Source organism: Psychrobacter sp. Ps1 (assembly GCF_022129425.1).
Taxonomy (GTDB): Bacteria; Pseudomonadota; Gammaproteobacteria; order Pseudomonadales; family Moraxellaceae; genus Psychrobacter.
Genome location: NZ_JADQAN010000004.1, coordinates 148827 through 173744 on the forward strand (window position 1 = coordinate 148827; position 24918 = coordinate 173744).

20 protein-coding genes and 2 tRNA genes are annotated in these 24918 nt (G+C 44.2%); 16 read left to right on the forward strand and 6 right to left on the reverse strand.

The features are described from left to right. Positions 1-213: 213 nt before the first annotated feature. Entirely contained in the window at positions 214-1740 is a 1527-nt protein-coding gene (locus I3249_RS03135) for an aldehyde dehydrogenase family protein (RefSeq protein ID WP_165597406.1), read from the reverse strand. A 507-nt stretch (positions 1741-2247) separates the two neighbouring features. On the opposite strand from I3249_RS03135, the gene I3249_RS03140 reads away from it, so the two are divergent. The 3 genes from I3249_RS03140 to I3249_RS03150 all read left to right on the forward strand — a co-directional run bounded on the left by I3249_RS03140 (position 2248) and on the right by I3249_RS03150 (position 5675). Continuing rightward, positions 2248-4185, forward strand: coding sequence for an AAA family ATPase (locus I3249_RS03140; protein ID WP_238068528.1), 1938 nt, complete (start codon positions 2248-2250; stop codon positions 4183-4185). A 158-nt stretch (positions 4186-4343) separates the two neighbouring features. Beyond that, entirely contained in the window at positions 4344-5492 is a 1149-nt protein-coding gene (locus I3249_RS03145) for a type I glyceraldehyde-3-phosphate dehydrogenase (protein WP_238068575.1), read from the forward strand. A gap of 92 nt (positions 5493-5584) precedes the next feature. Then, positions 5585-5675 (forward strand) — tRNA-Ser (locus I3249_RS03150). Between the two features lie 107 nt (positions 5676-5782). On the opposite strand, the gene I3249_RS03155 is transcribed toward I3249_RS03150, so the two are convergent. From I3249_RS03155 to I3249_RS03165, 3 genes are all read right to left on the reverse strand, one after another. Further along, entirely contained in the window at positions 5783-6514 is a 732-nt protein-coding gene (locus I3249_RS03155) for a hypothetical protein (protein ID WP_238068529.1), read from the reverse strand. Positions 6515-6837: 323 nt separating this feature from the next. Beyond that, the gene (locus I3249_RS03160) at positions 6838-7167 is read right to left on the reverse strand and encodes a hypothetical protein (protein WP_057761113.1); all 330 of its coding nucleotides are present in this window, start codon (positions 7165-7167) and stop codon (positions 6838-6840) included. 190 nt (positions 7168-7357) lie between these two features. After that, a tRNA-Asn gene (locus tag I3249_RS03165) sits at positions 7358-7433 on the reverse strand. A gap of 504 nt (positions 7434-7937) precedes the next feature. Between I3249_RS03165 and I3249_RS03170 the strand changes: the two genes are divergently transcribed. From I3249_RS03170 to I3249_RS03230, 13 genes are all read left to right on the forward strand, one after another. After that, a complete protein-coding gene (locus I3249_RS03170) occupies positions 7938-8282 on the forward strand; it encodes a multidrug efflux SMR transporter (RefSeq protein ID WP_238068530.1) in 345 nt (114 codons plus the stop codon). A 1-nt stretch (position 8283) separates the two neighbouring features. Next, positions 8284-8853, forward strand: a complete 570-nt coding sequence (locus I3249_RS03175) for a TetR/AcrR family transcriptional regulator (protein ID WP_218870191.1) — start codon at positions 8284-8286, stop codon at positions 8851-8853. A 165-nt stretch (positions 8854-9018) separates the two neighbouring features. Continuing rightward, positions 9019-10521, forward strand: a complete 1503-nt coding sequence (gene betB / locus I3249_RS03180; RefSeq protein ID WP_238068531.1) for a betaine-aldehyde dehydrogenase — start codon at positions 9019-9021, stop codon at positions 10519-10521. A 118-nt stretch (positions 10522-10639) separates the two neighbouring features. After that, positions 10640-12340 carry a choline dehydrogenase gene (gene betA, locus I3249_RS03185; protein ID WP_238068533.1) on the forward strand — a complete coding sequence of 567 codons (1701 nt, stop codon included), beginning with the start codon at positions 10640-10642 and terminating at the stop codon, positions 12338-12340. Between the two features lie 291 nt (positions 12341-12631). Beyond that, positions 12632-14677 (forward strand): choline BCCT transporter BetT, encoded by a 2046-nt coding sequence (gene betT / locus I3249_RS03190; protein WP_191114027.1) that lies wholly within the window; start codon positions 12632-12634, stop codon positions 14675-14677. A gap of 221 nt (positions 14678-14898) precedes the next feature. Continuing rightward, the gene (locus I3249_RS03195) at positions 14899-15387 is read left to right on the forward strand and encodes a M48 family metallopeptidase (protein WP_238068535.1); all 489 of its coding nucleotides are present in this window, start codon (positions 14899-14901) and stop codon (positions 15385-15387) included. 443 nt (positions 15388-15830) lie between these two features. Continuing rightward, a complete protein-coding gene (locus I3249_RS03200) occupies positions 15831-16253 on the forward strand; it encodes a tetratricopeptide repeat protein (RefSeq protein ID WP_238068536.1) in 423 nt (140 codons plus the stop codon). A 131-nt stretch (positions 16254-16384) separates the two neighbouring features. Beyond that, on the forward strand, positions 16385-17539 hold the full coding sequence (locus I3249_RS03205; protein WP_238068537.1) for an FAD-dependent oxidoreductase: 1155 nt from the start codon (positions 16385-16387) through the stop codon (positions 17537-17539). A 78-nt stretch (positions 17540-17617) separates the two neighbouring features. Further along, complete coding sequence (locus tag I3249_RS03210) at positions 17618-18559, forward strand: DMT family transporter (protein ID WP_238068538.1); 942 nt, start codon at positions 17618-17620, stop codon at positions 18557-18559. 209 nt (positions 18560-18768) lie between these two features. Beyond that, positions 18769-20529, forward strand: a complete 1761-nt coding sequence (locus tag I3249_RS03215; RefSeq protein WP_238068539.1) for a potassium transporter TrkG — start codon at positions 18769-18771, stop codon at positions 20527-20529. Between the two features lie 89 nt (positions 20530-20618). Next, complete coding sequence (locus I3249_RS03220) at positions 20619-21320, forward strand: TrkA family potassium uptake protein (protein WP_238068540.1); 702 nt, start codon at positions 20619-20621, stop codon at positions 21318-21320. Positions 21321-21364: 44 nt separating this feature from the next. Then, complete coding sequence (locus I3249_RS03225) at positions 21365-21907, forward strand: DUF3124 domain-containing protein (protein WP_238068541.1); 543 nt, start codon at positions 21365-21367, stop codon at positions 21905-21907. A gap of 142 nt (positions 21908-22049) precedes the next feature. Continuing rightward, positions 22050-22463: a PaaI family thioesterase gene (locus I3249_RS03230; protein ID WP_238068542.1), complete on the forward strand. Its 414-nt coding sequence runs from the start codon at positions 22050-22052 to the stop codon at positions 22461-22463. Between the two features lie 57 nt (positions 22464-22520). Here the strand turns inward: I3249_RS03230 and I3249_RS03235 are convergent, their stop codons facing one another. Next, the gene (locus tag I3249_RS03235) at positions 22521-23210 is read right to left on the reverse strand and encodes a cytochrome c (protein ID WP_238068544.1); all 690 of its coding nucleotides are present in this window, start codon (positions 23208-23210) and stop codon (positions 22521-22523) included. Between the two features lie 93 nt (positions 23211-23303). Then, entirely contained in the window at positions 23304-24905 is a 1602-nt protein-coding gene (locus I3249_RS03240) for a flavin monoamine oxidase family protein (protein WP_238068546.1), read from the reverse strand. Between the last annotated feature and the right edge of the window lie 13 nt (positions 24906-24918).

Consider the following 24918-nt stretch of genomic DNA (forward strand, 5'->3'; position numbering starts at 1 on the left):
TTGATAAATGTTGATATAAAAAGTTGTTGCGATATTGCATTCAAAATATGCAAACACCTTATTTTGAACGCAAGACTGCTACAAATTTTTCCTGCTGTGCGCCTAAGCGCATTAGAGGATATAAAAATTCGTCTCAGTTTTTTATTTAGATCGTTGTAGCGAGCGGGCTATGTAACACTTGTGATAACCCGCTCCATGATTAGAAATGATGGTTTAGAAGAAGCCCATTTTTTTAGGGCTGTACGACACCAGCATGTTTTTGGTTTGCTGATAGTGGTCGAGCATCATTAAATGGTTTTCACGTCCGATACCAGATTGTTTGTAACCACCGAACGCCGAATGTGATGGATAAATATGATAGCAGTTGGTCCATACGCGGCCTGCTTGGATACCACGTCCGAAGCGATATGCCTTGTGTACACTACGGGTCCATACACCAGCGCCTAAACCATACAAGGTGTCATTGGCAATCTGCATGGCTTCGTCATCGTCTTTAAAAGTAGTCACGGCAAGGACAGGTCCAAAGATCTCTTCTTGGAACACGCGCATGTCGTTGGTGCCCTCAAAGATCGTTGGCTTGACGTAGTAACCGTCTGTCAAGTCGCCATCGTGCTTAGCTTGCTCTCCGCCGACGAGCACTTTTGCGCCTTCTTTTTTACCGATGTCGAGATAAGATAAAATTTTCTCTAGTTGGTCTGAGCTGGCTTGCGCGCCAATCATGGTGTCGGTATCGAGTGGGTTGCCCATTTTGATGGCCTCGACACGGGCGATACAGCGTTTGATAAACTCATCATAGATGCTCTCATGAACGAGTGCCCGCGATGGACAGGTGCAGATTTCACCTTGGTTCAGTGCAAACATCACTAGACCTTCGACCGCTTTGTCCAAGAAGTCATCGTCCTCATCCATAACATCGGCAAAGAAGATGTTAGGGCTTTTGCCACCAAGCTCTAACGTCACTGGAATGATGTTTTCGCTCGCGTACTGCATAATGAGGCGGCCAGTGGTAGTCTCACCTGTAAAGGCAACTTTATTGATGCGCGGATTTGACGCAAGTGGCTTACCCGCTTCGACCCCAAAGCCATTGACGACGTTCAGTACACCCTTTGGTAAAATATCAGCGATGCCGATGGTCTCTAACATGAACAGAATAGAAACTGGCGTTTGTTCGGCTGGCTTTAGAACGACACAGTTACCAGCAGCAAGGGCAGGTGCTAGCTTCCATACGGCCATTAGGATAGGAAAGTTCCAAGGAATGATTTGACCGACGACACCAAGTGGCTCATGAAAATGATAAGCCACAGTGTCTTCGTCAATCTGACTGATACCGCCTTCTTGTGCGCGAATGGCGCTGGCAAAATAACGGAAGTGATCAATGGCTAGAGGGATGTCGGCTGCGAGTGTCTCACGAACAGGTTTGCCGTTTTCGTAACATTCGGCAATCGCAATCGCTTCTAGGTTGGCTTCCATGCTGTCAGCAATTTTGAGTAACAAGTTGGCACGTTCAGTAACACTGGTCTTGCCCCATGCGTCTTTGGCAGCATGCGCCGCGTCTAGGGCTTTTTCGATATCGGCTTCTTTTGAGCGGGCGACTTGGCAAATAGTTTTACCATCGATGGGGCTTGTGTTATCAAAATACTCTCCATCGATAGGAGCGGTCCACTCACCATTAATAAAGTTATCGTATTTTTCGCGGAACTGAACAGGGCTACCTTCCGTATTGGGATTTGCATACAGCATGAAACACTCCTTGTTGTGTTGTTTGTTTTATCGGATAATACAAGCGCAATTTTATCTATCCTAATATCTGTTATCGCAAAACAATATCAGTTGATGTTGTGATTGATTAACATCAATTGCTCTCTGTACACGTTCCATACTACTCAGCTTCTGCTGATAATCATACTAAAATTTTATAATGACTGATGAGTTAACACATAACAGGAAGTTTGCTTTAATGGCCATGATTTTATTGCTGTAAAGCCTAGAATGCATAGGCTTGGTATTTATGATCAAAGCAGATACTTTACGGACAAAATTAAAAGATAAGCTATTGATTTTTTGCATTTATAAAAAATAAAGCATTTTTTATCTATATTCTATTGACAATTGTTTATTTTATTGTCGATACCTCAAGGTTGCACAGCCCGCAAATTTTAGGTGATTTTAGGCAAATGTTGCGTTTTTTTCCATTATGATGATGGTTTTATTATTCTCTTTTTTCACATTACTGGCTGGTTTGAATCTATGCGTCAATCTTCTGCTCTCGATATCTTAAAAACAGGTCAAAATGTCTTTTTAACGGGCTCAGCAGGCTCAGGTAAGACCTATACGCTCAATCAATATATTGATTATCTACGCGCTCGCCGTGTGCCTGTTGCGGTGACTGCCAGTACCGGTATTGCTGCCACACACATGAACGGCACAACGATTCATAGTTGGTCGGGTATTGGTATCAAGGATGAGCTGTCTGATCGAGATTTGACAAATTTATCACGCAAGCAGTTCTTAGCAGACAGACTAAAAGACACGGCTGTGTTGGTTATTGACGAGATATCGATGCTACATGCCAAGCAGCTTAACTTAGTCAGCCAAGTCCTCAAGCATATTCGCAAAAATGACAAAGCGTTTGGTGGTATTCAGGTCATAGTCGCAGGAGACTTTTTTCAGTTACCACCAATTGGCAGTAAAGGTGAGACGAATCGTGAAAAATTCGCCTTTATGTCTGAGGCGTGGCTCGATGCCAAATTCCATATTTGCTACTTGTCTGAGCAGCATCGTCAAGTCAGCGATGCAGCCAATGGCGGTCTCGATCTAGATGATATTCTTAATCAAATTCGTCGTCAGGAAGTGACCTTTGAGGCGATTGCCGCTTTAGAAGCGACGTATGACCAAAGCGTCGATATTAAGCGTACTCGTCTGTATACCCACAATCTCAATGTCAATAAAATCAATGACAAAGAACTGGCGTCTCTAGATGGCGATATGATGCGTTTTGAGGCGACGGCAACAGGCGATAGTAAGCTGGTTGAAACGCTAAAAAAGACCGTGCGTACCCAAGACGAGCTGATTCTAAAAGTCGGCGCCAAGGTAATGTTTATCAAAAACAATGCTGAGCTTGGTGTCTCTAACGGAACGATGGGCGAGTTGATTGGGTTTGCTGCTGTCAAGATAGAGGATAAAGACAGTAGTGACGCGTTAATCGAAGACGATAGCAGCGATGACGTTGATGAAGAGGCTGCTGGCGAAAAAACGACAAAAGGTAAGAAGTCCGCTGCTAAAAAAGACAAAGAAAAACCAAAGTCGAAGAAACCAACGACCCAGAAAATGCCTGTCGTGCGGCTTAATTCAGGACGAGAAGTCATCGCTGAGCCTGAAGAGTGGATTATCGAAGATGAAACGGGTGATGTGCTAGCAAGTTATTTACAAGTGCCACTCTGTCTAGCATGGGCGATTACCATCCATAAATCCCAGGGCATGACCCTCGATGCAGCTGAAATCGATTTGTCGCGTACTTTTGAGTTGGGACAAGGCTATGTGGCATTATCACGCCTCAAGTCGCTATCTGGCCTACAGCTGCTTGGTATGAACGACATGAGCTTGCAACTAGATCCATTGGCTCGCGGCGCAGATAAGCGGTTTTTGGTACTGTCTGAAGAAGCGGATGCTAATTATGCGATGCTAGATGAAGAAAGTATGCAGCAGGCACATGAAAAATTCGTCCTGAAGTCAGGTGGGACATTAAGCAAGTCGGTAATCGATGCTTACGCCACGCTACAAAAAAAGCGCCGCGAACAACAGCAAGCGAAAATCGATAAGAAACAGAAGTTAGGCAATCAGGTCACTGATAAGTCAGAAAGCACCTTGCGTGCAACCCGAGTGTTATTGGAGGAGAGTTTGACCATTGCGGAGATTTCAGAAGCACGTCAATTGTCACAATCGACCATCATGCGTCATATTGCTGACCTAAAATCACAAGATCCCAGTCTTGCCTGCGATCATCTGCGCCCAGATGATGAGGTAATGACAGCCGTTGGTAATGCCTATGTCGCCATTAAAGTCGCTAATAATCCAAATGACTTCAATGATGACGGTAGCATCAAGCTGCGTCCGATATATGATCATCTTAAGCAAAGTATTGACTACAATACCATTCGCCTCGCATTGATTTTTATCACGCCGTAGTTCTGCTGCTTATAATTTTATTGCCTATAACTTTTTACCATTAGTTTTATAGGCTTTATTTTTGCTATTTCTTAGTATTTAGCAATCATTAGCGTACTCAACGTGATAACGCTCAGTTTTTACACCTATTTATAGCGATACCCTTTATGTCCGATGTTATGCCTGATTTTTCGAGCGCTACTTATCAATTGACCTCTGACCTGACAGCGGCGACGTTCCGTACCACTGGTGAGCACACACAGCCACTGAGAGTCGCTATCAATGGGTTTGGTCGGATAGGGCGCAATGTACTTCGCGCTTTGCTAGAGCGCTTTGAAGTATTAGGCCGTGCGATTCATGTAGTGGCAATTAATGATTTAGCGCCAGCGGATATCTTATTGCATTTATTGAAGTTTGACAGCACACATGGCCGCCTCAGTCGATTAGGGGTCAATGCTGAGATTGTAGAGAGTGAGTCAGGTGATATGAGCAAGACTGAGCTATGTCTGACCAAAAACAATCTGACCTATTGCATTAATATGCTCTCAGAGCCCAATCCACAAAACCTACCTTGGCAGTCGCTAGGGGTCGATGTGGTTTTAGAGTGTACTGGGCATTTTCGCTCGTATGAGCAAGCGACGCTACACATCCATGCAGGCGCACAGCAAGTAATCATTGGTGCAGCACCATTCGATGATGTGGATGCTTGTATCGTTATGGGGGTCAATACAGATGCGCTCACGCTTGATTTACCGATTATCTCCAGCGTTTCTTGTACCACGCAGGCACTGGTGCCGCTGATTGACACATTGGATAAAGCGTTCGGCGTCAAGTCCGCTATGATGACAGAAATTCATGCGGTTACCGCCGATCAGACGGTGCTCGATCAAGCGCATCGAGATCCCAGACGGGCGCGTGCTTCTGGCTACAATATTATCCCAACGACATCCAGTAGTATCGCTGCGACAGAACGGGTGCTACCAGCCATGGTCGGCAAAATAAATGGTCATTCGATACGGGTGCCCACTATCGATGTGGCTGCGATTGATGTCACCTTTGTATTTGATACGCCAGATGTCGATGTCGAGACAGTACGAGAGGTACTTAAATCTGCCAGTCAGGCACATTTGCATGACATCATGGCTTATACCGATGAGCCATTGGTATCTAGTGACTTCATCCATCAGACTGAGTCGCTTATCATTGATGGTCAGCAGCTTATGCAAGTAGGCGGTCAATATAAGGTTTTTGCATGGTATGACAACGAATGGGGCTATGCCAATAGGTTGCTCGATATGTGCTTACATCTGGCCTCAAGCAAGCGATAATGCACCAATTTACAAGTGTTCGAAAATTAATTGAATTTTTTTAGTTTAGGGGCTTGCATTATAAAATGATATCTATATAATGATGCACCAATGGAGACGTGGCAGAGCGGTTGAATGCACCGGTCTTGAAAACCGACAAGGGTTAATAGCCCTTCGAGAGTTCGAATCTCTCCGTCTCCGCCAAATTCGAAAAAGCCCCAATCAGCAATGATTGGGGCTTTTTTTTATTGTGCATTGGTAAAAGTATTAATTAGTACCTTCTATAAAATCCTCAATAGTAGGTTGTACAGCTACTTCACTAGTGAGTTTTCAAATTCGATTGTCTGATCGTCTACTAAGATAAGCATGCCTTTATTAATCTCGATAGTGATGCCACTAGCATTTTTGATAGCGCGCATGACATTGATATCCTCAATGCTGCTTTCAATAATGATCTTGCCAGACTGTTCTGGTGCGATAGGTGGGTCAAACGTTGTCAAAGGCACATTAAAGTTTTTGCCCTTTGTCAGGTTGGCATCCTTCATGGTCAGCGTCCCTTTAAAACTTTTTATCGCGCCTTTGCCATGATTAGATAGCATAAACTGCATTTTGACTTGATTTAAGCTATCGCTATCACTGGTTTTCACTGGGAGCAGGGCGACAGGATACATCTGTGCAGTAGCGTTCGCCGCCTGACCTTTGACGATTGGGCTTTTCTTACCTGTTGGGTTGTTTGGATGCAGACGTTCATATTCACGCTGTTGTATTAGCGCTTGCTTGATAGTGGTACGCGGCATGGCTCCTGATTCATAAGCATCGCTCAATTTCATACGCAGCATATATCGGCTGAGTACTTGTTGATCGGCCTCAGACAACTGCTCAAAAGTTTGCCCTAGCTTTTTTTGCCATTGGTCAGAATCTGTCGGTATCGTTGTTTTACTTGGATCAGTCTGCGGCGATGAGCAGCCAGTTGCAATCACTAGCATTGCTACCGTCATGGTTGAAAACAAAGTTTTGTTGAAACGCTGATGTAAGCCCGTCATCGTACCCCTCCTTACAGATCTTTATTATGTTGAAACCTTATAAATAGTCGCGACTACATATTTAATATACCTTGTTTAAACCTCTGTTGTGTTTAGTTATGGCTAACTAAAACCGCAAATATCGCAGAGTACTTAAAAACATACTTACTGTAGATTAAATGTAAGAAGAGCATAACAAGAGGAGAGTTAGAGAAATATCAGTAAAGCCTTAACTTTTATAACAGCCACAAAAAAGACCAAGCTCGCGTTAGCAAACTTGGTCTTTTTTATTTTAATACTATTTAGCAGCGTTACTATTAATTAGCAACGATACTATTAATTGTTTAATCGTTGTCTTGTAACTCAGATAGCGGATGAGTGATGTTGTTATTATGAGTCACTACAATCGCTTCATCAATAATATGCTGGCTAACGCCGCGCTTACGTAGCGTTTCGATGAATACTTCATCATGGGCGAGCGTATAATCCTGATGGTCACGATCCAAGCCCTGACGAATATAAAGACGAATAAGCCCTTGAATGCGCTTAAAGCCCAAGTCTGATGACGTCGTTTCTAATAGGCCAATCATTTCTTCAGACAAACGAATACTAATCGGGCGCATGATCTTTTGCGGATGATCAGAAAACTTATTTTTTATACGTACAGGTATCATAATAAACCATTACTTTTAGTGAGTAAGAGCGAAGCACTCAAACAAAAACGAACCCAATCAAAACTAATCTTACCATACAACAAAAATGTCTAAAAGAACACCACAGCCGTGCTAATATTATTAGAAGTAAATATAAAAGACACAGCAATAAAAAAACCTCCATCAAATTATGATGAAGGTTTTTAGTATATGGCTCTCCAACCTGGGCTCGAACCAGGGACACACGGATTAACAGTCCGTTGCTCTACCAACTGAGCTATTGGAGAATAGCTGGTCATAACAGCAAGTTATTGATGCTTTATATTAAAGCAGTTAATTAGCTTGTTTGCGTTATGTGGGGCACATTTTAGCCAAGTCACCACAGGCTGTCAACCTTATTATGCGTTTAATTATAAATATTATCGCAATTATTGAAAATTAATGTCAATCCCTTATCAGATAGGCTATTTCAAGGCAGAACTTAGTAGAAAATGACGATAAATGTGTTTTAAAAATAAAATGTGCTTTAGAAATAAAAAATATTTTCAGAAAATTTTATACGGCACCTGGACAAACGATAAGAATATAGAACCAGACGTAGATTCGGCAAAGTAAAACTGGATTTAAGGCTTTGTGTTTTTGAATACAAGGGTGGTGCGATACCGTTTGACACAATAAAGTTGCAAGACAGCCCTTCACATTGGCAGTAGATTTCTATAAAATACCGACCATGTGGTTTCTTTGCTATGTTTTTTCATAGCATGCGTTGAACGAAAGCGGGTGTTCTAAAGATGAGTCCTACTACTATTGCTTATGGTTACTTAGCCATTGCCATCATTTGTGAAGTGATCGGCACTACTTTTTTGATGAAGTCAGAGCAGTTCACCCGTTTGGTGCCAACTTTGATAATGGGCGCGCTCTATGCGGTTTCATTTTATCTAATGGCTCAGACGCTTAAGACCATACCGCTAGGTATTGCGTACGCGCTGTGGGGTGGACTCGGAATCGTACTAACCTCACTTGCTGGTGTAGTGCTATTCAAGCAAAATCTCGATACAGCAGCAGTGGTCGGTATCACGATGATCGTCGGCGGTGTTGTTGTGATGAACTTATTGTCTAATTCTGTGGTGCATTGATATGGAAAATGCTTATAAGCGTAAAAAACAGCCAGAAGTTATTCGTCGTGCGTTGTTAGATCAAGCAGCACGTATCACATTGGAGCAGGGCTTATCTAAAGTGACTTTTCAGGCGGTCGCTGATGCGGTTGGGGTGACAAAGGGTGGTGTGATGCATCATTTTTCTACCAAAAACGCACTCGTGCTAGAAGTCTTCAATGATGCAATGGCTAAGTTTGAGGCAGAAGTAAACGCAGCAATGGCTGACGATCCTGTTAAGTACGGTTCATTTACCCGCGCTTATATAGATGCCACTATCAGCCTCGGCGAGCAAGGGCAGGAAGAGTATGACAATCAAGCGACCCTATATGTGCTAATGCTAGGCGATAGTGAGCTGCGTGAATTGTGGGCTAAGTGGGCGAATGAGCAACTCAAAAAACATGCAGCAACGGATAATACCGAGACATTATGTATGGTTCGCCTTGTCGCTGACGGTATTTGGCTCTCAGACTTTTCAGGTATCGATATCGCAGACAAACAGTCATTACGTGATCGCTTGATAAAAATGACACAACAAGACTTTGATTTGTAAAACGTTGCTGATTTATAAAACGATTCTGATTTATAAAATAATTTTTACTTCACTATTTAAAGACTAGATTTTGAAACTTAACTAACGACGATACTATTCGGCTTCAGTACTTTTACATAGTTACTTTTATATAGCTACTTTTGCCAATCGTCCTAAGGAGAATTTATGACTGATTTTAATAATTTGACAGATATTATCGATTTAGACCAAGTACAAACAGCCTATATCAACGGTCGCTATCTAGCGGTTGATGAATCGCTGACGACTTTCGAAGATATCAATCCAGCCACTGGTGAAGTATTGGCAACGATTCAGCAAACGAGCAATGAGCAGATTGACGAGGCCGTAAAAGCCGCACATAAAGGTCAAAAAGTTTGGGCGGCGATGACAGCAGTCGAGCGTGGTCGCATCTTATCAAAGGCTGTTGAGATATTGCGCGATCGCAATGATGTGTTGGCACTACTTGAGACCAAAGACACAGGTAAAGCCTATTCTGAAACTAAGTACGTCGATATCGTCACTGGTGCTGACGTCGTTGAATACTATGCAGGGCTTGCGCCTATGATTGAGGGTCGTCAGATTCCATTGCGTGATACTAGCTTTGTCTATACTCGCCGCGAGCCACTTGGCGTGGTTGCAGGTATTGGCGCATGGAACTATCCGATTCAAATCGCGATGTGGAAAGCAGCACCTGCACTGGCTGCTGGTAATGCGATGATTTTTAAACCATCAGAAGTGACACCGTTGACGGCATTGAAACTGGCAGAGATATTGACAGAAGCTGGATTGCCAGATGGTGTATTTAACGTGGTGCAAGGTAACTATGAAGTAGGTCAAGCGCTAACTGAACACCCAGATATCGCAAAAGTATCGTTCACAGGTGGCGTACCAACTGGTAAAAAAGTCATGTCGAGCGCGGCAAGCTCATCTCTAAAAGACGTAACTTTAGAGCTTGGCGGCAAATCACCATTGATCATATTTGATGATGCAGATATCGATACCGCTGCTGACATCGCTATGATGGCCAACTTCTACAGTACTGGTCAGGTATGTACCAATGGTACGCGCGTATTTGTTCCTAAAGCGCTACAAGCGAAGTTTGAGCAAGCCATCTTAACCCGTGTTGAGCGTATTAGACTGGGCGACCCTATGGATGAGAACATCAATATGGGTCCGCTAGTTAGCTTCCCGCATATGGAGCGCGTGCTTAGCTATATTGAGCAAGGTAAAAAAAGCGGCGCGCGTCTGCTAACGGGCGGCGCACGCGTTACGACAAACGAGCTTGCAAACGGCGCATTTGTCGCACCGACAGTATTCACTGATTGCACGGATGATATGACTATTGTACGCGAAGAAATCTTTGGCCCAGTGATGTCAATATTGACGTACGAGACCGAAGAAGAGGTTATTCGCCGAGCCAATGATACCGATTACGGCTTGGCAGCTGGGGTTGTGACTGCAGATCTAAAACGCGCGCATCGAGTCATCGCTCAGATAGAAGCTGGCATTTGCTGGTTGAATACATGGGGCGAGTCGGCAGCACAAATGCCAGTAGGCGGCTACAAGCATTCTGGTGTCGGCCGCGAAAACGGTATCGAAGCACTCGAACACTATACTCAGACCAAATCTATCCAAGTAGAGTTGGGTGCGTTTGAATCTGTCTTTTAATCAATCTTATTGAGAAAAACGAAGCCAGTAAGGTTGCTTATCAGCTTTTATTTAGCCTTTTTAGGACACCTTACTGACCCTAAACGATTTATGTTTTTTCAATATTATGGAGTATGTTATGACATCAACCACACCTGAGTATGACTATATTATTGTCGGAGCAGGCTCAGCAGGAAATGTGCTGGCCACACGTCTGACCGAAGATGCCAATATTAAGGTACTGTTGTTAGAAGCAGGTCGTCCAGATTATCGTTTTGATTTCCGCACGCAAATGCCAGCTGCGCTTGCCATGCCGCTACAAGGGACGACTTATAACTGGGGTTACAAGACAGATCCTGAGCCATATATGAATAACCGTGTCATGGACTGTGGTCGCGGTAAAGGGCTAGGTGGCTCATCATTGATTAACGGTATGTGCTATATCCGTGGTAATGCGCTAGATTTTGATGATTGGTCTAAGATAAAAGGCCTGTCAGACTGGACGTATTCGGATTGCTTACCTTACTTCAAAAAGCTAGAAAATTGTGACGCTGGCGAGAACGACTATCACGGCGTGGGCGGTCCTGTTGAAATGACTACCTCAAAGCCAGGGGTCAATCCACTGTTCCAAGCTATGATTGAAGCGGGTGTACAAGCAGGCTATCCACGTACCGAAGATCTAAACGGCTATCAGCAAGAAGGTTTTGGTCCGATGGATCGATTCGTGACGCCTAACGGTCGCCGTGCATCAACGGCTCGCGGCTATCTTGACCGTGCCAAACCGCGTAGCAACATTACGATTTTGACAGGTGCATTGACTGACGTAATTTTATTTGACGGCAAACGCGCTGTCGGTGTCAAAGTCGAACACGAAGGCCAGATCAAAAGCTTCCATGCCGCTCGCGAAGTGATTGTCTCATCTGGTGCGATTGCCTCGCCGCAACTACTGCAGCGTTCAGGTATCGGCCCTGGTCAGTGGTTAAAAGACGCTGGCGTGACTGAAATATTGGATCTGCCAGGTGTTGGTAATAACTTACAGGACCATCTAGAGCTGTATATGCAGTATGAATGTAAACTGCCAGTGTCAATCGCGCCTGCCAATAAATGGTGGAATAAGCCTGCGATTGGTGCAGAATGGTTATTCAATGGCACAGGTCTTGGTGCGTCTAACCAATTCGAAGGCGGCGGTTTCATCCGTACGGATGAGAAGTTTACCCATCCAAATATTCAGTATCATTTCTTGCCACTAGCCGTACGCTACGATGGCCGCAGTGCTGTGAAATCACACAGCTTCCAAGCACACGTCGGCTCACTGCGCTCACCAAGCCGTGGCCGCGTCAAGCTAAAATCACGTGATCCGAAAGCACATCCAAGTATCTTGTTTAACTACATGTCGCATGATCAAGACTGGCAAGAGTTCCGTGCTGCAATGCGTATCACGCGTGAAATCATGCATCAGCCAGCACTGGACCCTTATCGTGGTCGTGCGATTGCACCGACCGATGATCTGGTCACCGACGCCCAATTAGATGAATACGTACGCAATCATAGTGAGACGGCTTATCATCCATCTTGTACCTGTGCGATGGGTGAAGATAACGATTCGGTAGTAAACGGCGAAGGTCTGGTACATGGTATTGATGGCTTGCGAGTCGTCGATGCGTCTATCATGCCAAACATTATTAGTGGTAATCTCAATGCTACAACTATTATGTTAGCAGAAAAAATCGTCGACAAGATGAGAGGCGTACAGTTGCCACGTTCAACGGCAGATTATTACGTGGCTAATGGTGCACCGCTGCGCTCAGAGCCAATGCGTGATTATCTCTCGTCGGTGTAGGCTGCGATATAAACCTGCATGCAGGATACTGAATAAATAATGATATGAGAAAATTTCAACAAAAGGGCCTTTCCAAGTAGAGGCCTTTTCTATCAGCGCTAACGTATTAGAATAATGAATACCGTTCAGGTTGAATTTGTTTATAATTTTATTAGCTTTTTATTTATTGGTACTGCTTTGTCCGTCATGCGGTTGGTTCTACGTATACGGTTATAGATCATCAGTCTACTATTAGACGATGCCGGACAAAGCAATATCGGACCCTGTTTAATTTACCTATTGAGGTCTTTTATGTACAGTTCGCCATCACAAGATGTGACGAAACCTCTGACCCTAAACAAAACCGTGTTTATGGGCTCAGCTATTATTTCTATTTTATTGATAATCTGGACCATCGCTTTTCCAGATTATAGTGAGGCCTTGCTGAGCGCGAGCATGACTTGGGTATCAGACAAGTTTGGCTGGTATTATATGTTGGTGGTTGCCGCTTATAGTATCTTTGCGTTGTTTGTTGGTTTTTCTAAGTACGGCGATATAAAGCTTGGTCAGGACCACGAAAAAGCACAATTTCCGTTTTTAGCGTGGGCGGCTATGCTGTTTTCAGCGGGTATCGGTATTGATCTGTTGTTCTTTGGTGCCTCTGAGCCTTTGATGCATTATTTGACCCCGCATACAGGCCTAGAGCCTGCGAGTGCTGAGGCCATGCGCGAAGCACTTGCTCAGACTTTCTTGCACTGGGGTCTGCATGGTTGGGGTATTTATGCGCTGATAGGTATGGCGCTGGCTTACTTTGCTTATCGCAAAAATATGCCACTCGCGCTACGCTCGCCGCTGACACCGATATTTGGTGAACGTTTAATCAAGGGCTGGCTAGGCGATGGTATTGATACTTTTGGCGTCGTCTGTACATTGATGGGTATTGCGACCAGTTTGGGTATTGGGGTATTGCAGGCAAATGCTGGCTTGACCCATGTGTTTGGTATCGAATCTAGCAAAACGGTTCAGGCGCTCATCATTGTGGGTGTTGTCGCGGCTGCTGCTATCTCTGCGATGACAGGTGTCGAAAAAGGTGTTCGTCGTCTATCTGAATTCAACATGTTGTCGTCAATACTGCTGTTGCTTGCCATATTGGTAATGGGCAATACGGTGTATCTATTAAATACCTTTACTCAAAATATCGGTCAATATTTCCAAACCATCATTTATAAAACCTTTGACGTTTATGCTTATGACGGTGCTGCTGGTGCCGAATGGAAATCTTGGTGGACGATATTTTTCTGGGCATGGTGGGTTGCTTGGGCACCATTTGTAGGTCTATTTATTGCACGGATTAGCCGTGGCCGTACGTTGCGCGAGTTTGTATTTGGCGTGATGTTCATTCCGCTTGGTTTTATCTTTGCATGGTTCTCTATCTTTGGTAATTCAGCGATAGATTTGGTTGCCAATGGCGCAACAGAGCTGGGCGAAATCGCGGTCAATGATGCGGCAATGGGCATGTTTGCGCTGTTTGAGTACTTCCCTTACAGTGAAGTATTGTCATTTGCTGGTGTGGTTATTGGTCTTATTTTCTTTGTGACTTCTGCTGACTCAGGCGCTTTAGTATTAGCGAACTTGAGCTCAAGAGGTATGACCAATGATACCGATGCTCCTGTTTGGTTACGTCTGTTTTGGGCAGCAGCGACTGGTCTTATTACGTTAGGACTGCTATTTGCAGGTGGTTTTGCCTCATTGCAATCTGTCTCTGTCATTGCAGGCTTGCCATTCTCTATCATTCTTGTGCTTTACATGATGTCTATGTGGAAGTCGCTAAAAGAAGAAGGCAACAAGCGTAAAGCCAGTACAATCGGCACAGCAAATGTATTGGACAGCGGGAAGAGCTGGAAAGCGCGCTTGCAACGTATTGTGAGCTTCCCAGGACATGCACAGGTTGAAAAATTCTTGCATACGGTCGTGATGCCAGCGATGTCTGAGGTCGAAAAAGAGTTTAAAGCAGGTGGTCTCAAAACATCGTTAGATACCAAAAACCTTGCTAGTATCGGCGAAGGTATCGATGCAGGTATGGATCAAGACAGTGGTCAGGTAGACGGTCTAAAACTGCGTGTCGGTCATGGTGATGAAGATGACTTTATTTATGAAGTCAATCTGATTAAAGCTCATCGTCCTAACTTTACATTGAGCACATCTACCAAGCACGCAGAGTACTACTACCGTGCGGAAGTTTTCTTGAGTGAAGGCTCGCAAGAGTATGATTTGGTTGGCTACTCAAAAGAGCAAGTATTGGTTGATATCTTAAATCAGTACGAGCGTCACTTGCAGTATCTGCATTTAGAGCGTTAATCAGACACACTTTCTAAGTGAAACTATCAGTAAGAATGTCCCCATAAGTTGAACGCAGCTTATGGGGTTTTTTTATGAATAACTATTTATAAATCACTGTCGTTTAAGTTGAGGATATATCCCAAATAAGTGGCAAACAAGCACCGCAAATATAAGGTAAAATTCATTAAGATTAAATTGATCGACTGATACGCTGCAACGTATTAGCAAAGGATACATTTGTGACCAAATTAAAGTACATAGCGCATTACTCAGAGCATCTTCAAACTCAAGCTGTTCAGCTTATAACTGATGGTAGGTTGGGCGAGTATCTGGAAAAAAAGTACCCAACTCAGCATCAAATCCAAAGCGACAAAGCGCTCTATCAGTATATAAATGAGATAAAAACCCAATACATGCGTAAGATTGGTCAGCTATCAAATGTCAGCTATAGCAGTAAGCTCAAGGTTTTAAAGCATGCCCTAGGTATTCATACGACGCAGTCGCGCGTACAGGGAAGTAAGCTCAAATCGCACAATAGCATCACGGTAGCCAGTCTATTTAAAGACGCGCCGCCAGAGTTTTTGCGCATGATAGTGGTGCACGAGCTTGCCCATTTCAAAGAGCATGAGCATAACAAAGCGTTTTATCAATTATGCTGCCATATGGAGCCTGAGTATCATCAATTTGAGCTGGATACTCGCTTGTGGCTGCACTGGCGCGAGTTGTAACCCTAATATAGTCTTAATATAGTCATTCCACTATAAAAGTATTACGGCGTTAACCTCGCTTGAATTATCAAATATACCTCTGCACTCGGTTGTCTTGTACTACTTTTAAATTGAATCGACTATAGTATGAATAGCAACCTTGATAAGGTTCATAGTAATGTTAATAACAGCCACATAAATATCGTGTTCTTCTTTGTAGCAATCATCTGAGCCGTTAGGGCGTGTCCTCAATTCAATTGATCATATCGAAACGGGCTAAAAATGGCTAAATTTTGCCAAACATCGTTAAATAGCTGGTTAATATCCCGATATGATCTGCGCTATTTTCCTTGTTTGACTGCAATTTATCTCATTTTTATCACCATTTTTAAAATGAGGACACGCCCTAGAATTACGTTATAATCCTAACCACACACGATATAGTCCATAAAAGGTTGTAAACAATGATTAATACTAAAATATATAAAGCCATTTACACCTTAGCCGAAGAATTGTTAGAAGCGGATCGCAGAAGCAATCAAGAAAAATTTGATTCGCTGTATGCTGAACTAAACGCCATTTGTACCGATAATGAAGGTACTGACAAAGACCACCCAGAACAATGGGAAACGCTCGCTGACTTCACAGAAGATTTGGACGCAGCACTGGTCATTTATGACAAAGCACTGGCAAAAGCTACTGCCATTAACTCAAAAGATCATATGTCATCGATTGCTTTTTCTATGGCGGTGCTACAGCTTGAGACAGGTAACAAAGAAGCGGCTATTCAAAGTCTACAAAACGCCAAAATCACGGCAAATAAGATTGAAGATAAAGAGTTTAAAGTTGAGATAGATGAGATGCTTACGAAGCTATTGGCAGAGTAGTTTTGATTATAGTTAGTCCTCCAAAAATTGGGTACGGTGTCAGTCTCGCTTAGCTTACTACTTGTCGTACTTTCACTAGGCTTCCTTGTATCCAAGTTATATTGAACCGACTATAAATAGAGCAATCCGATATGCAAGACATACCTGTGATAATCGTTGGTGGTGGGTTAAGTGGATTATATGCCGCCCTTTTATTAGAGCAAAAGGGTATAGCTTATAGACTGCTAGAGGCGCGTGATACCTTGGGTGGTCGCATTGCAGTTGCTAAATATTCAGATGTGCAAGCTACTAATAACAGTACTGATATCGATCAAGCAGAATCAAGCGCGGCGTTTGATTTAGGGCCGTCATGGTTTTGGCCGGATTATCAGACGCAGTTAAGCACACTTATTGAGTCGTTAGATTTATCACGTTTTGCGCAGTTCGAAGAAGGCGATATGATGGTTGAGCGCGCTGCCAATCAGCCACCTGTGCGTATGCAAGGTTACAAAAGCGCACCACCTTCTGTGCGGCTAGTCGGTGGTATGGCCACTTTGATTGAGGCGCTATATGCTCGTTTAGAGGCCAGTTGTATCATGACCGGTCAAACCGTAAGGCAATTAAACAGGACGCCTCAATATATTGAAGTACAGAGTGAAGATACTTCTGGACATGTGACCGGACATGTGACGACGTTCCGCGCGCAGCATGTGCTACTTGCGTTACCGCCTCGATTGGTAGAAGGTCGGATAGTATTTCAGCCAACGCTACCGCAAAACTTAAGTGAACAGTGGAGCGAGACAGCCACTTGGATGGCGTCCCATGCCAAATACGTCGCTGTTTATGAATCACCATTTTGGCGAGATGCTGGTCTCTCGGGTGCCGCGCGCAGTGCGATAGGGCCGCTTACTGAGATACATGATGCCTCTACGCTAGAGGGCGATGGGGCATTGTTTGGCTTCTTTGGCATTCCTGCTCAAGTACGTCAGAGCGTCTCTGATACGGTGCTAAAAGAACATTGCCGTGCCCAGTTAGTGCGACTATTTGGTGAGCAGGCAAGTACTCCGAAAGCTGAATATCTTAAAGACTGGGCACAGGATCCATTAACAGCGATGCCTGCTGATACCAACGGTAACGGTCAGCATGCAGTAGCCCCGCAGTCCATACCAAAAACTGGCATGTGGCAAGACTGTCTAACAGGTTGTGGTAGTGAGTGGTCAGCGCAGTTCCCTGGCTATGTCGCTGGAGCAATTGATGCAGCAACCGTTGCTGTACAAAGCCTACCTGCTGACATTTTATACCAGTAGCTATGAGGGTGCTGTTGTAAGCTATCATAAAAGCCATTCAACATGATTAAGAAAGTTCGTCATCCTATAGGATAGTCGATGAATGATTCGCTCAAGCAAGAGACTTCTCACAAAACCACTTGGCTGGTGCCTTTTGTTTGTCTACTGGCAGGCGGTGCACTCACTGGTATCTCGACCAATGTGGCAAAGTACGCTATCGATGTTGGTCTAACCCCATTAGGGTTTTTGTTTTGGTCGATTATTGGTGCTGCTGTTATTTTATTACTAGTAGCGCTCATCAGAAAAGAACTCCCTCCTCTTAATGCGCGCAGCTTAGAGTATTACTTTGTCGCGGCGCTTGTCAGTGTCGCGGCCGCCAACTTACTGTTATTTTCTGCCATTCCTCATGTGGGCGCAGGTTTCGTCGCCTTAATCCTATCATTACCGCCACTGCTAACTTATCTTGGCGCGCTGATACTACGTATAGAGCAATTTTATATTGTCCGTGCGCTTGGGGTCATTGCAGCACTCATCGGGGCAGGAGCATTAGCCATACATAAACTCTCTGCGCCAGATTCTAGTGTGCTTTGGATTTTAATCGCGCTTTGTGGGCCAGTGCTACTCGCTATTGGCAATATATATCGAACGTTACGCTGGCCTGATAATGCGTCTTCTAGCGCACTCGCTCCAGGCATGTTGATTGCGGCAGCGCTGCTGCTAGGTTTATTTAGTATGATGTCAGACTTCTCTATCGCTGTATCTTTAGAGAACTGGTTGCCGCTAAGCATGATAGCGATACAAGCAGGCGTATTTGCTGGACAGTTTTTACTGTTATTTTTATTGCAAAAGACAGGTGGGCCTGTGTTGCTGAGTTTGTTAGGTGCGGTAGGAGCCATTGTCGGCGTACCCGTTGCTATTTTTTTGCAAGGGGAGAGTCCACCAGAAGGTTTGTTTTTAGGTGCGACTTTAATTGCGATTGGTGTAGCATTGGTGACATGGGGCGGCGTAAAAATATCAAAAGTAAAAGAAGAAGTCTCATAAATGTGTATAGGCGATAGCACTAAACTATAGAGTTATTAAAGCCGTTACCTCCTAATAAGCATTTCTTATCTCGCTCTGGTTAACAGTGTCTAACTTATCAATAGCTGCGATGACTCAATAATTGGTTACGATTAACTTAAATCACTTTTTGTGGATATGATAAAAAAGGAGTATAAGTATCGTGGTTATCGTTGTCATGGACTCAGGCTATGAATGCAACCACGCGTTATCGATTATTAAACAATTTTACGATTCTTATTAGTGTCATCGGGGTAGCGATTGCCTTGTTAGATAGTGGTTTTACACTACCAACGTGGCTCCAACAAGTGTTCCATATTTTCTATTTGGTCATTATCTTCCTCAGCTTTATGGTGACCGCTGGGCGTTACATCTATACCAAAAAGCCATTAACGCTTAATAAAGTCGCCGTCTTTGACGCACTGACCAGCATTGCCATTATCATTTTATTGACCGCGCATTTTACGGACTTAGTACGTTCGGGCCTATCTGCTGCCGTTGATGGCTTTGTCGCGATAAAGATAGCGGTGTTTGTCACCTTCGTCCGCGAACTCTCCGATCACAATTTCAATCTCAATCGTACCTTTCTACATCCTGCCCAGTTTTTTATTCTAAGCTTTTTAGTCGTGGTGCTGGTTGGTGCATTGCTATTGATGATGCCCAATGCGACGACGCAACCACTGTCTTTTGTTGATGCGCTTTTTACCGCGACCAGTGCGGTTTGTGTGACGGGGCTTATCGTAGTGGACACTGCCACCTATTTTACGACTTTTGGACAAGTTATTATTATGGGGCTGATACAAATTGGCGGTTTGGGTATTTTGACCTTTGTGACCTATTTTAGTTATTTCTTTAAGGGCGGTGTCAGTTATGAGACACAAGCCAGCATCAGCGAGATGTCTTACATGCGCGGTATGGGTGATGTGGTGTCGACACTTAAGTCTATCTTATACGTCACGTTTGCGGTCGAGGCGGTAGCGGCTGCGCTGATTTATATCAGTATTTATGACATACCCAATATGGATTGGTCTGAGCAGCTATTCTTTTCAGTCTTTCATGCGATTTCTGCTTTTTGTAATGCTGGATTTTCGACATTTAGTGCTGGCTTGTACGATGATTCGCTACGTTTTAATTATTCGCTACAGCTGATTCTGGCGATGACATTTATCTTCGGTGGTATGGGTTTTACTATTGTGGTCAATGTGCTTAGGTATTTACGTTATCGTGCTCAGCGGCTGATCAATCGCCATGACCAACGCTATATTTATCAGCCTTGGTTACTTAATATCAATAGTCGTATTACTTTGATTACCACAGGCGCATTACTGTTGGTCGGTCTGATTGGGGTGATGATATTTGAATACAATAATGTGCTCGCTGACCATACCAGTTTCCTCGGTAAGCTAGTAACAGGGTTTTTTACTGCGGCTACCCCGCGTACGGCAGGGTTTAATGTGATTGATATGGGTGAGCTTACGTTTCCAACGGTGATGCTGACGATATTTCTGATGTGGATTGGTGCTTCGCCAAACTCTACAGGTGGGGGTATCAAGACCAGTACCTTTGCGATTGCGCTATTAAATACATTAAGCCTAGCTCGTGGTCAGACCAAGATAGAGGTATTTAAACGAGAGATTGCGGAGATTTCCGTTCGCCGCGCATTTTCTATTATGTGGCTGTCGCTACTGGTCATCGGTACGGGCGTGACACTCATCAGTTATGATCAGCCAGAGCTTGATTTGATTAAAGTGGTATTTGAGTGCTTCTCAGCTTATAGCACGGTGGGCCTAAGTTTAAACCTGACAGCAGACTTATCAGATTTTAGTAAAATAGTGGTTTCGGTCATTATGTTCGTTGGCCGCGTCAGTATGCTGACAATTTTTATTGCACTGCTAAAAAATATGCGTCAACGCAATTATCGCTATCCTACGGAAGAAATAACGATTAATTAATCCGTCGTAAACAGTTAATTAAACCGTCGTAAACAGACTATGTCGTTCTTAATAAATAGCAAAAAATATTAAAAAAGGTTGTTTAAGTTATGAAGTACATCATCGTAGGGCTAGGAAATTTCGGTGCATCATTAGGCTCGGCATTGACCAGTCAAGGGCATGAAGTGATTGCTATTGATAGTAGTATGCAACGGGTTGAAGCTTATAAAGAAGTGATTTCTCATACGCTGTGTATGGATGCCACGGACGAATATACGGTTAGCGGATTGCCAATCGTTGATACCGATATTGTCATTGTGGCGATTGGCGAAGATCAAGGGGCCAATGTCATGGCAACGGCGCTCTTTAAGACGTTAAAAGCCAAACGTTTGATCAGCCGTAGTATCAATCCGCTACACGAAAAAGTCCTACAAGCCATCGGCGTGGATGATTTGATTCACCCTGAAAAAGAAGCGGCCAATCGTTGGGCCAAGCGTCTGTCACTACGTTATTTTGTCGATTCGTTCGAATTGAGCGATAACTTCAGCATGGTAGAGATTAAGATTCCAAATGTGTTGATTGGTAAGACTGTCGAAGACTTACAGTTAGAGCAAAAGTTTAATATCCGATTGCTTAGTACGTTGCGCTATGAGTATTATGAAGACAGTTTTGGTCGTACGCAGAGCAAGCCTAGCATTCAAGGTTTGGCGACGCCTGAGCAAGTATTGCAAGAGCGCGATGTACTGGTGATTTATGGTGCCAACAAACACATCAATCAGTTCTTACGTAGTGTAGGTGTGAAAATCAAATAGCAGCTTGTCATCGCAGTGATACCAGAAGGTATAGGGAAATGATTATGAATAAGCGAAGTATATCTGTCCTACTGATCGCTATAATGGCACTACTGTCAGGTTGTGATCAGTCCGTGCAAGACCCGAACGTTCTTCTGTCTGAGCATCAAAAAGACCCGATTAAAGAGTTGGCGATTACCTCAGACGTGGATCACAGTCAGTTTGGTTACAAGCAAACCTTTTATGTACCGATTTATTCTGATATTTATACCGATAGAGACGCTCGCAAAGTGCTGCTATCGGCGACGCTGAGTGTACGTAACACCACGCTAAAAAAGTCACTGTATATCAATAAAATTGATTATTATGATACAGATGGAGCATTGGTCAAATCATATCTAGATAAGCCTATCGAGCTACCAGCGATGGCGACGCTTAACTATATCGTCGAAAAAGAAGAGGATAAAGGCGGGTCGGGCGCTAATTTTATCATCGAAGTCGAAGGTGTAGATGAGACCGTCAGACCAGTGATAGAAGCAGTCATGATTGGCAACTTTAGCAATAAAGGATTTGCCTTTAGTACAGAAGGCACGCCCGTGATACATTGATATATGTATTGTCGTTACGTAGTTTAGAGTATTAAAAGAGCACTGTAGCATAGGCGAAAATAGTTTCTACTTTGCTAACTAGCGATGATCGTATACATGTATTAAGTGAATCAACATGGACAGTTCAATTCAAGGAAGAGTTATGTCTGCAACCAAAGAAGAAATCAGCGCCTTTATGGCATTGGAGTTTCCCCAAACCAAATGTGTCGTCGAGGCGGTCAACGAAAATGGCGCGACCTTATCGCATGAGATCGGTGTAAATGAGCTGCGTCCCGGTGGCACAGTCTCGGGACCTGTCATGATGGCCGTTGCTGATGTCGCTATCTATGTGGCGATACTCGGAAGAATCGGTATTGTCCCATTAACGGTGACGACGAGTTTGACCATCAACTTCTTGCGTAAGCCATCAGCAAATGCTCGTATTATCGCCGAATGTACCTTAATGAAAGTAGGGCGTACGCTGATAGTAGGCGAGGTCTCTCTTTATTCAGAAGGCTCTGATGATATCGTGGCTCACGTAGTTGGCACGTATTCGGTGCCGCCTAAGCGTAGTTAAAGCTAGGCATAAGAGTTCGAATACTTTGTAAGGTAGCTAGCTTATAGTGTATTTTACTTACTCACTAGGGTCTGATCCTGGTGGGAAGTCATGGCGTAGCTGTGCGACATTAGCAGTAGTTACTGTATCAGTGAAGCTATTTAGATCGCTATGCACGTATTGTGTGACAGCTGCTATTTGCTCGTCATTCATCATACGGTGGAACGATGGCATACCGCGCAGGCCATTGATAACGACACTAATAATATAGTACTTCGATTGCATCTTGCTATTATTTGCCAGTGGTGGATAGTAGCCTGTGCCTTGCGCGCCTTCACCTTTTTGCATATGACAACCTGCACAAGAGTCATCGTAGAGCTTTTTGCCATTGATCGTAAAGAACCCAGTTTTACCTTGTATGCTGCCTTCAAATTTAGTGAGCCATCTCTGCATGCTGGCATCATCGTTCATCTTTGGTATTGAGCGTACATCGACGATATTGGTAGTAGGTTTAGCCAATTCTGCTTTGGACATATATACGCCGCCCCATGCACCCTGATTGCGACTGGCCTGATTGTCGAAACTATTGTTAAATAGCATGGGCGCTGTCTGTGGATTGGCGATAGTGGCTGCGTTTTTTGCCTTATACTGACTACAGCCTGACAACGTTGTTAATGCAATTGACCCGCTAACCATGATCGTCATTATTGCTTTGCTCGAGCTGAGCGAGCTAGATGGTTTGATTGGATTTACTACCACTATGTTCATGACTGTTCCTAATGTGCTTAGTCTCATTGTTATCATCCTTGCTTGAACGGCAGAGTTGTTATTCAAAGCTCATTACTCAAAAGTTAGCTTTAGCTATCCAAGCTTTTTGGCCTTTTGATGCAAGCGTTTGGCGGCATCCATGCCAGATAATATAGCGCCTTCTTGCCACGCAGGAATATGCGAGCAATGCTCTCCTGCTAGTACAATACGATGATCAATCTCGCAAAGCGTATCGTAATATTGCTCACGACTGGACTCGCTCCAAATACCGTAGCAGCCAAGCGACCAAGGGATACGGTGCCATGCGACAGACGTGCCCGAACGGAACTCTTTAGTATATTGCGGATGAATCTGTTTGCCATAGGCGAGCGCGGCATTGATACGCTCTTTGGGAGTCAACGAGTTAAACTTGTATGAGGCTTCCCCAAATCCATAAGCACCAAGCAACACACCTGAGCCTGAGCTAAACATATCTTGTGACGGGTAGGAGATTTGCGAGATGGGCATATCGGTATAAGTGATGCCGCCATAGATCCATTCATCCTCTTCCCAAAACCGTCGTTTAAACTCCAAACCCACTTTGTAAGAGCTATCATAAGGAACGGCTGCCATTGCTTTCTTCATCGGAGCGGAGACGTTGATATCAATCTGAGTCAATATGGACAAAGGAATAGTACAAATGCACCAATCTGCTCGCACGGTTTTGGTGGCACCGTCAGGGCTGTTGCTATCGACATAGTCAATGGTAACTCCAGTTTCGTCTTGATTGATTTTGGTGACTTTGGCATTGAATGTGATCATTTCGCGACACTCACGCGTGAAGGCATCACTAATTTTTCCCATACCGCCGACAGGCTGAAACATCGTTGGTTGATGTACATGGACGGTATAGTTGGTATAAATATCCGACCACATGCCTGAGTCTAGTAATTTGTCCATCGGTATGGGGGTTGATGGCTTGGCATCTGGCATAAGACCACCACCGGGATATACACTATAGCCACGATGCTTACCAGTCTCATGGCTTTTGACGTAACGGTAGTTGGTATCTAACACGCCCCAGCCCTTGAGACCTTCGAGTAATTTTTCTTTGTCCTCTTTATTGACCGTACTATCGAGACTGCCTTTATTTACGGCTTTGGACAATAACTCTGATACATAACCACGAATATCGCTTTGCACCTCACCCAAGCGCTGCGGCGCACCATCGAAGTGATTGGTACGATGCAGATAAGCGCGATCATTGGTCTGGATAAAAGGCTGAAATGCCACACCGAACTTTTTGCAGTAATGAAAGACCGCGTAGTGGTGGATGGGCAGTCGCCATGGTCCGCCATTGAAGTAATTGCCTTTTTTAAAATCGCACGTGACCTCAGCACCGCCAAGCTCAGTATATTTGTCACCGCTGTTGAGTGTCCAGCTGCGGCCACCGCCACGGTTTTGGTACTCAAGCACGGTCACTTTGTAGCCTGCTTTGCGTAGCTCATAGGCGGCAGTCAGACCGCCCAACCCTGCACCCAATATCACGATACTAGCGCCAGCCGGTGCGCCTTTAAGATTCATCTCTTCTTTGAAGCTCGACTCAGAAGCAAACCCTAACGTAGTCATCGCTTGATACATCGCGGTCGCGCCTGCCGTCTTGCCTATCATTGAGAGCAGTTGTCGCCGTGTGGGAGATTGGAGCAGGTCATTCATAGGATTATCCTTA

What these genes read in the sequence shown, in the direction of transcription:
- I3249_RS03155 (WP_238068529.1), bottom strand. Translation starts at nt 6,514, where the DNA reads ATGACGGGCTTACATCAGCGTTTCAACAAAACTTTGTTTTCAACCATG.
- I3249_RS03225 (WP_238068541.1), top strand. Translation starts at nt 21,365, where the DNA reads ATGAATAAGCGAAGTATATCTGTCCTACTGATCGCTATAATGGCACTA.
- I3249_RS03240 (WP_238068546.1), bottom strand. Translation starts at nt 24,905, where the DNA reads ATGAATGACCTGCTCCAATCTCCCACACGGCGACAACTGCTCTCAATG.
- I3249_RS03175 (WP_218870191.1), top strand. Translation starts at nt 8,284, where the DNA reads ATGGAAAATGCTTATAAGCGTAAAAAACAGCCAGAAGTTATTCGTCGT.
- I3249_RS03160 (WP_057761113.1), bottom strand. Translation starts at nt 7,167, where the DNA reads ATGATACCTGTACGTATAAAAAATAAGTTTTCTGATCATCCGCAAAAG.
- I3249_RS03145 (WP_238068575.1), top strand. Translation starts at nt 4,344, where the DNA reads ATGCCTGATTTTTCGAGCGCTACTTATCAATTGACCTCTGACCTGACA.
- I3249_RS03220 (WP_238068540.1), top strand. Translation starts at nt 20,619, where the DNA reads ATGAAGTACATCATCGTAGGGCTAGGAAATTTCGGTGCATCATTAGGC.
- I3249_RS03140 (WP_238068528.1), top strand. Translation starts at nt 2,248, where the DNA reads ATGCGTCAATCTTCTGCTCTCGATATCTTAAAAACAGGTCAAAATGTC.
- I3249_RS03210 (WP_238068538.1), top strand. Translation starts at nt 17,618, where the DNA reads ATGAATGATTCGCTCAAGCAAGAGACTTCTCACAAAACCACTTGGCTG.
- I3249_RS03135 (WP_165597406.1), bottom strand. Translation starts at nt 1,740, where the DNA reads ATGCTGTATGCAAATCCCAATACGGAAGGTAGCCCTGTTCAGTTCCGC.
- I3249_RS03230 (WP_238068542.1), top strand. Translation starts at nt 22,050, where the DNA reads ATGTCTGCAACCAAAGAAGAAATCAGCGCCTTTATGGCATTGGAGTTT.
- I3249_RS03205 (WP_238068537.1), top strand. Translation starts at nt 16,385, where the DNA reads ATGCAAGACATACCTGTGATAATCGTTGGTGGTGGGTTAAGTGGATTA.
- betA (WP_238068533.1), top strand. Translation starts at nt 10,640, where the DNA reads ATGACATCAACCACACCTGAGTATGACTATATTATTGTCGGAGCAGGC.
- I3249_RS03170 (WP_238068530.1), top strand. Translation starts at nt 7,938, where the DNA reads ATGAGTCCTACTACTATTGCTTATGGTTACTTAGCCATTGCCATCATT.
- I3249_RS03235 (WP_238068544.1), bottom strand. Translation starts at nt 23,210, where the DNA reads ATGAACATAGTGGTAGTAAATCCAATCAAACCATCTAGCTCGCTCAGC.
- betB (WP_238068531.1), top strand. Translation starts at nt 9,019, where the DNA reads ATGACTGATTTTAATAATTTGACAGATATTATCGATTTAGACCAAGTA.
- I3249_RS03215 (WP_238068539.1), top strand. Translation starts at nt 18,769, where the DNA reads ATGAATGCAACCACGCGTTATCGATTATTAAACAATTTTACGATTCTT.
- betT (WP_191114027.1), top strand. Translation starts at nt 12,632, where the DNA reads ATGTACAGTTCGCCATCACAAGATGTGACGAAACCTCTGACCCTAAAC.
- I3249_RS03200 (WP_238068536.1), top strand. Translation starts at nt 15,831, where the DNA reads ATGATTAATACTAAAATATATAAAGCCATTTACACCTTAGCCGAAGAA.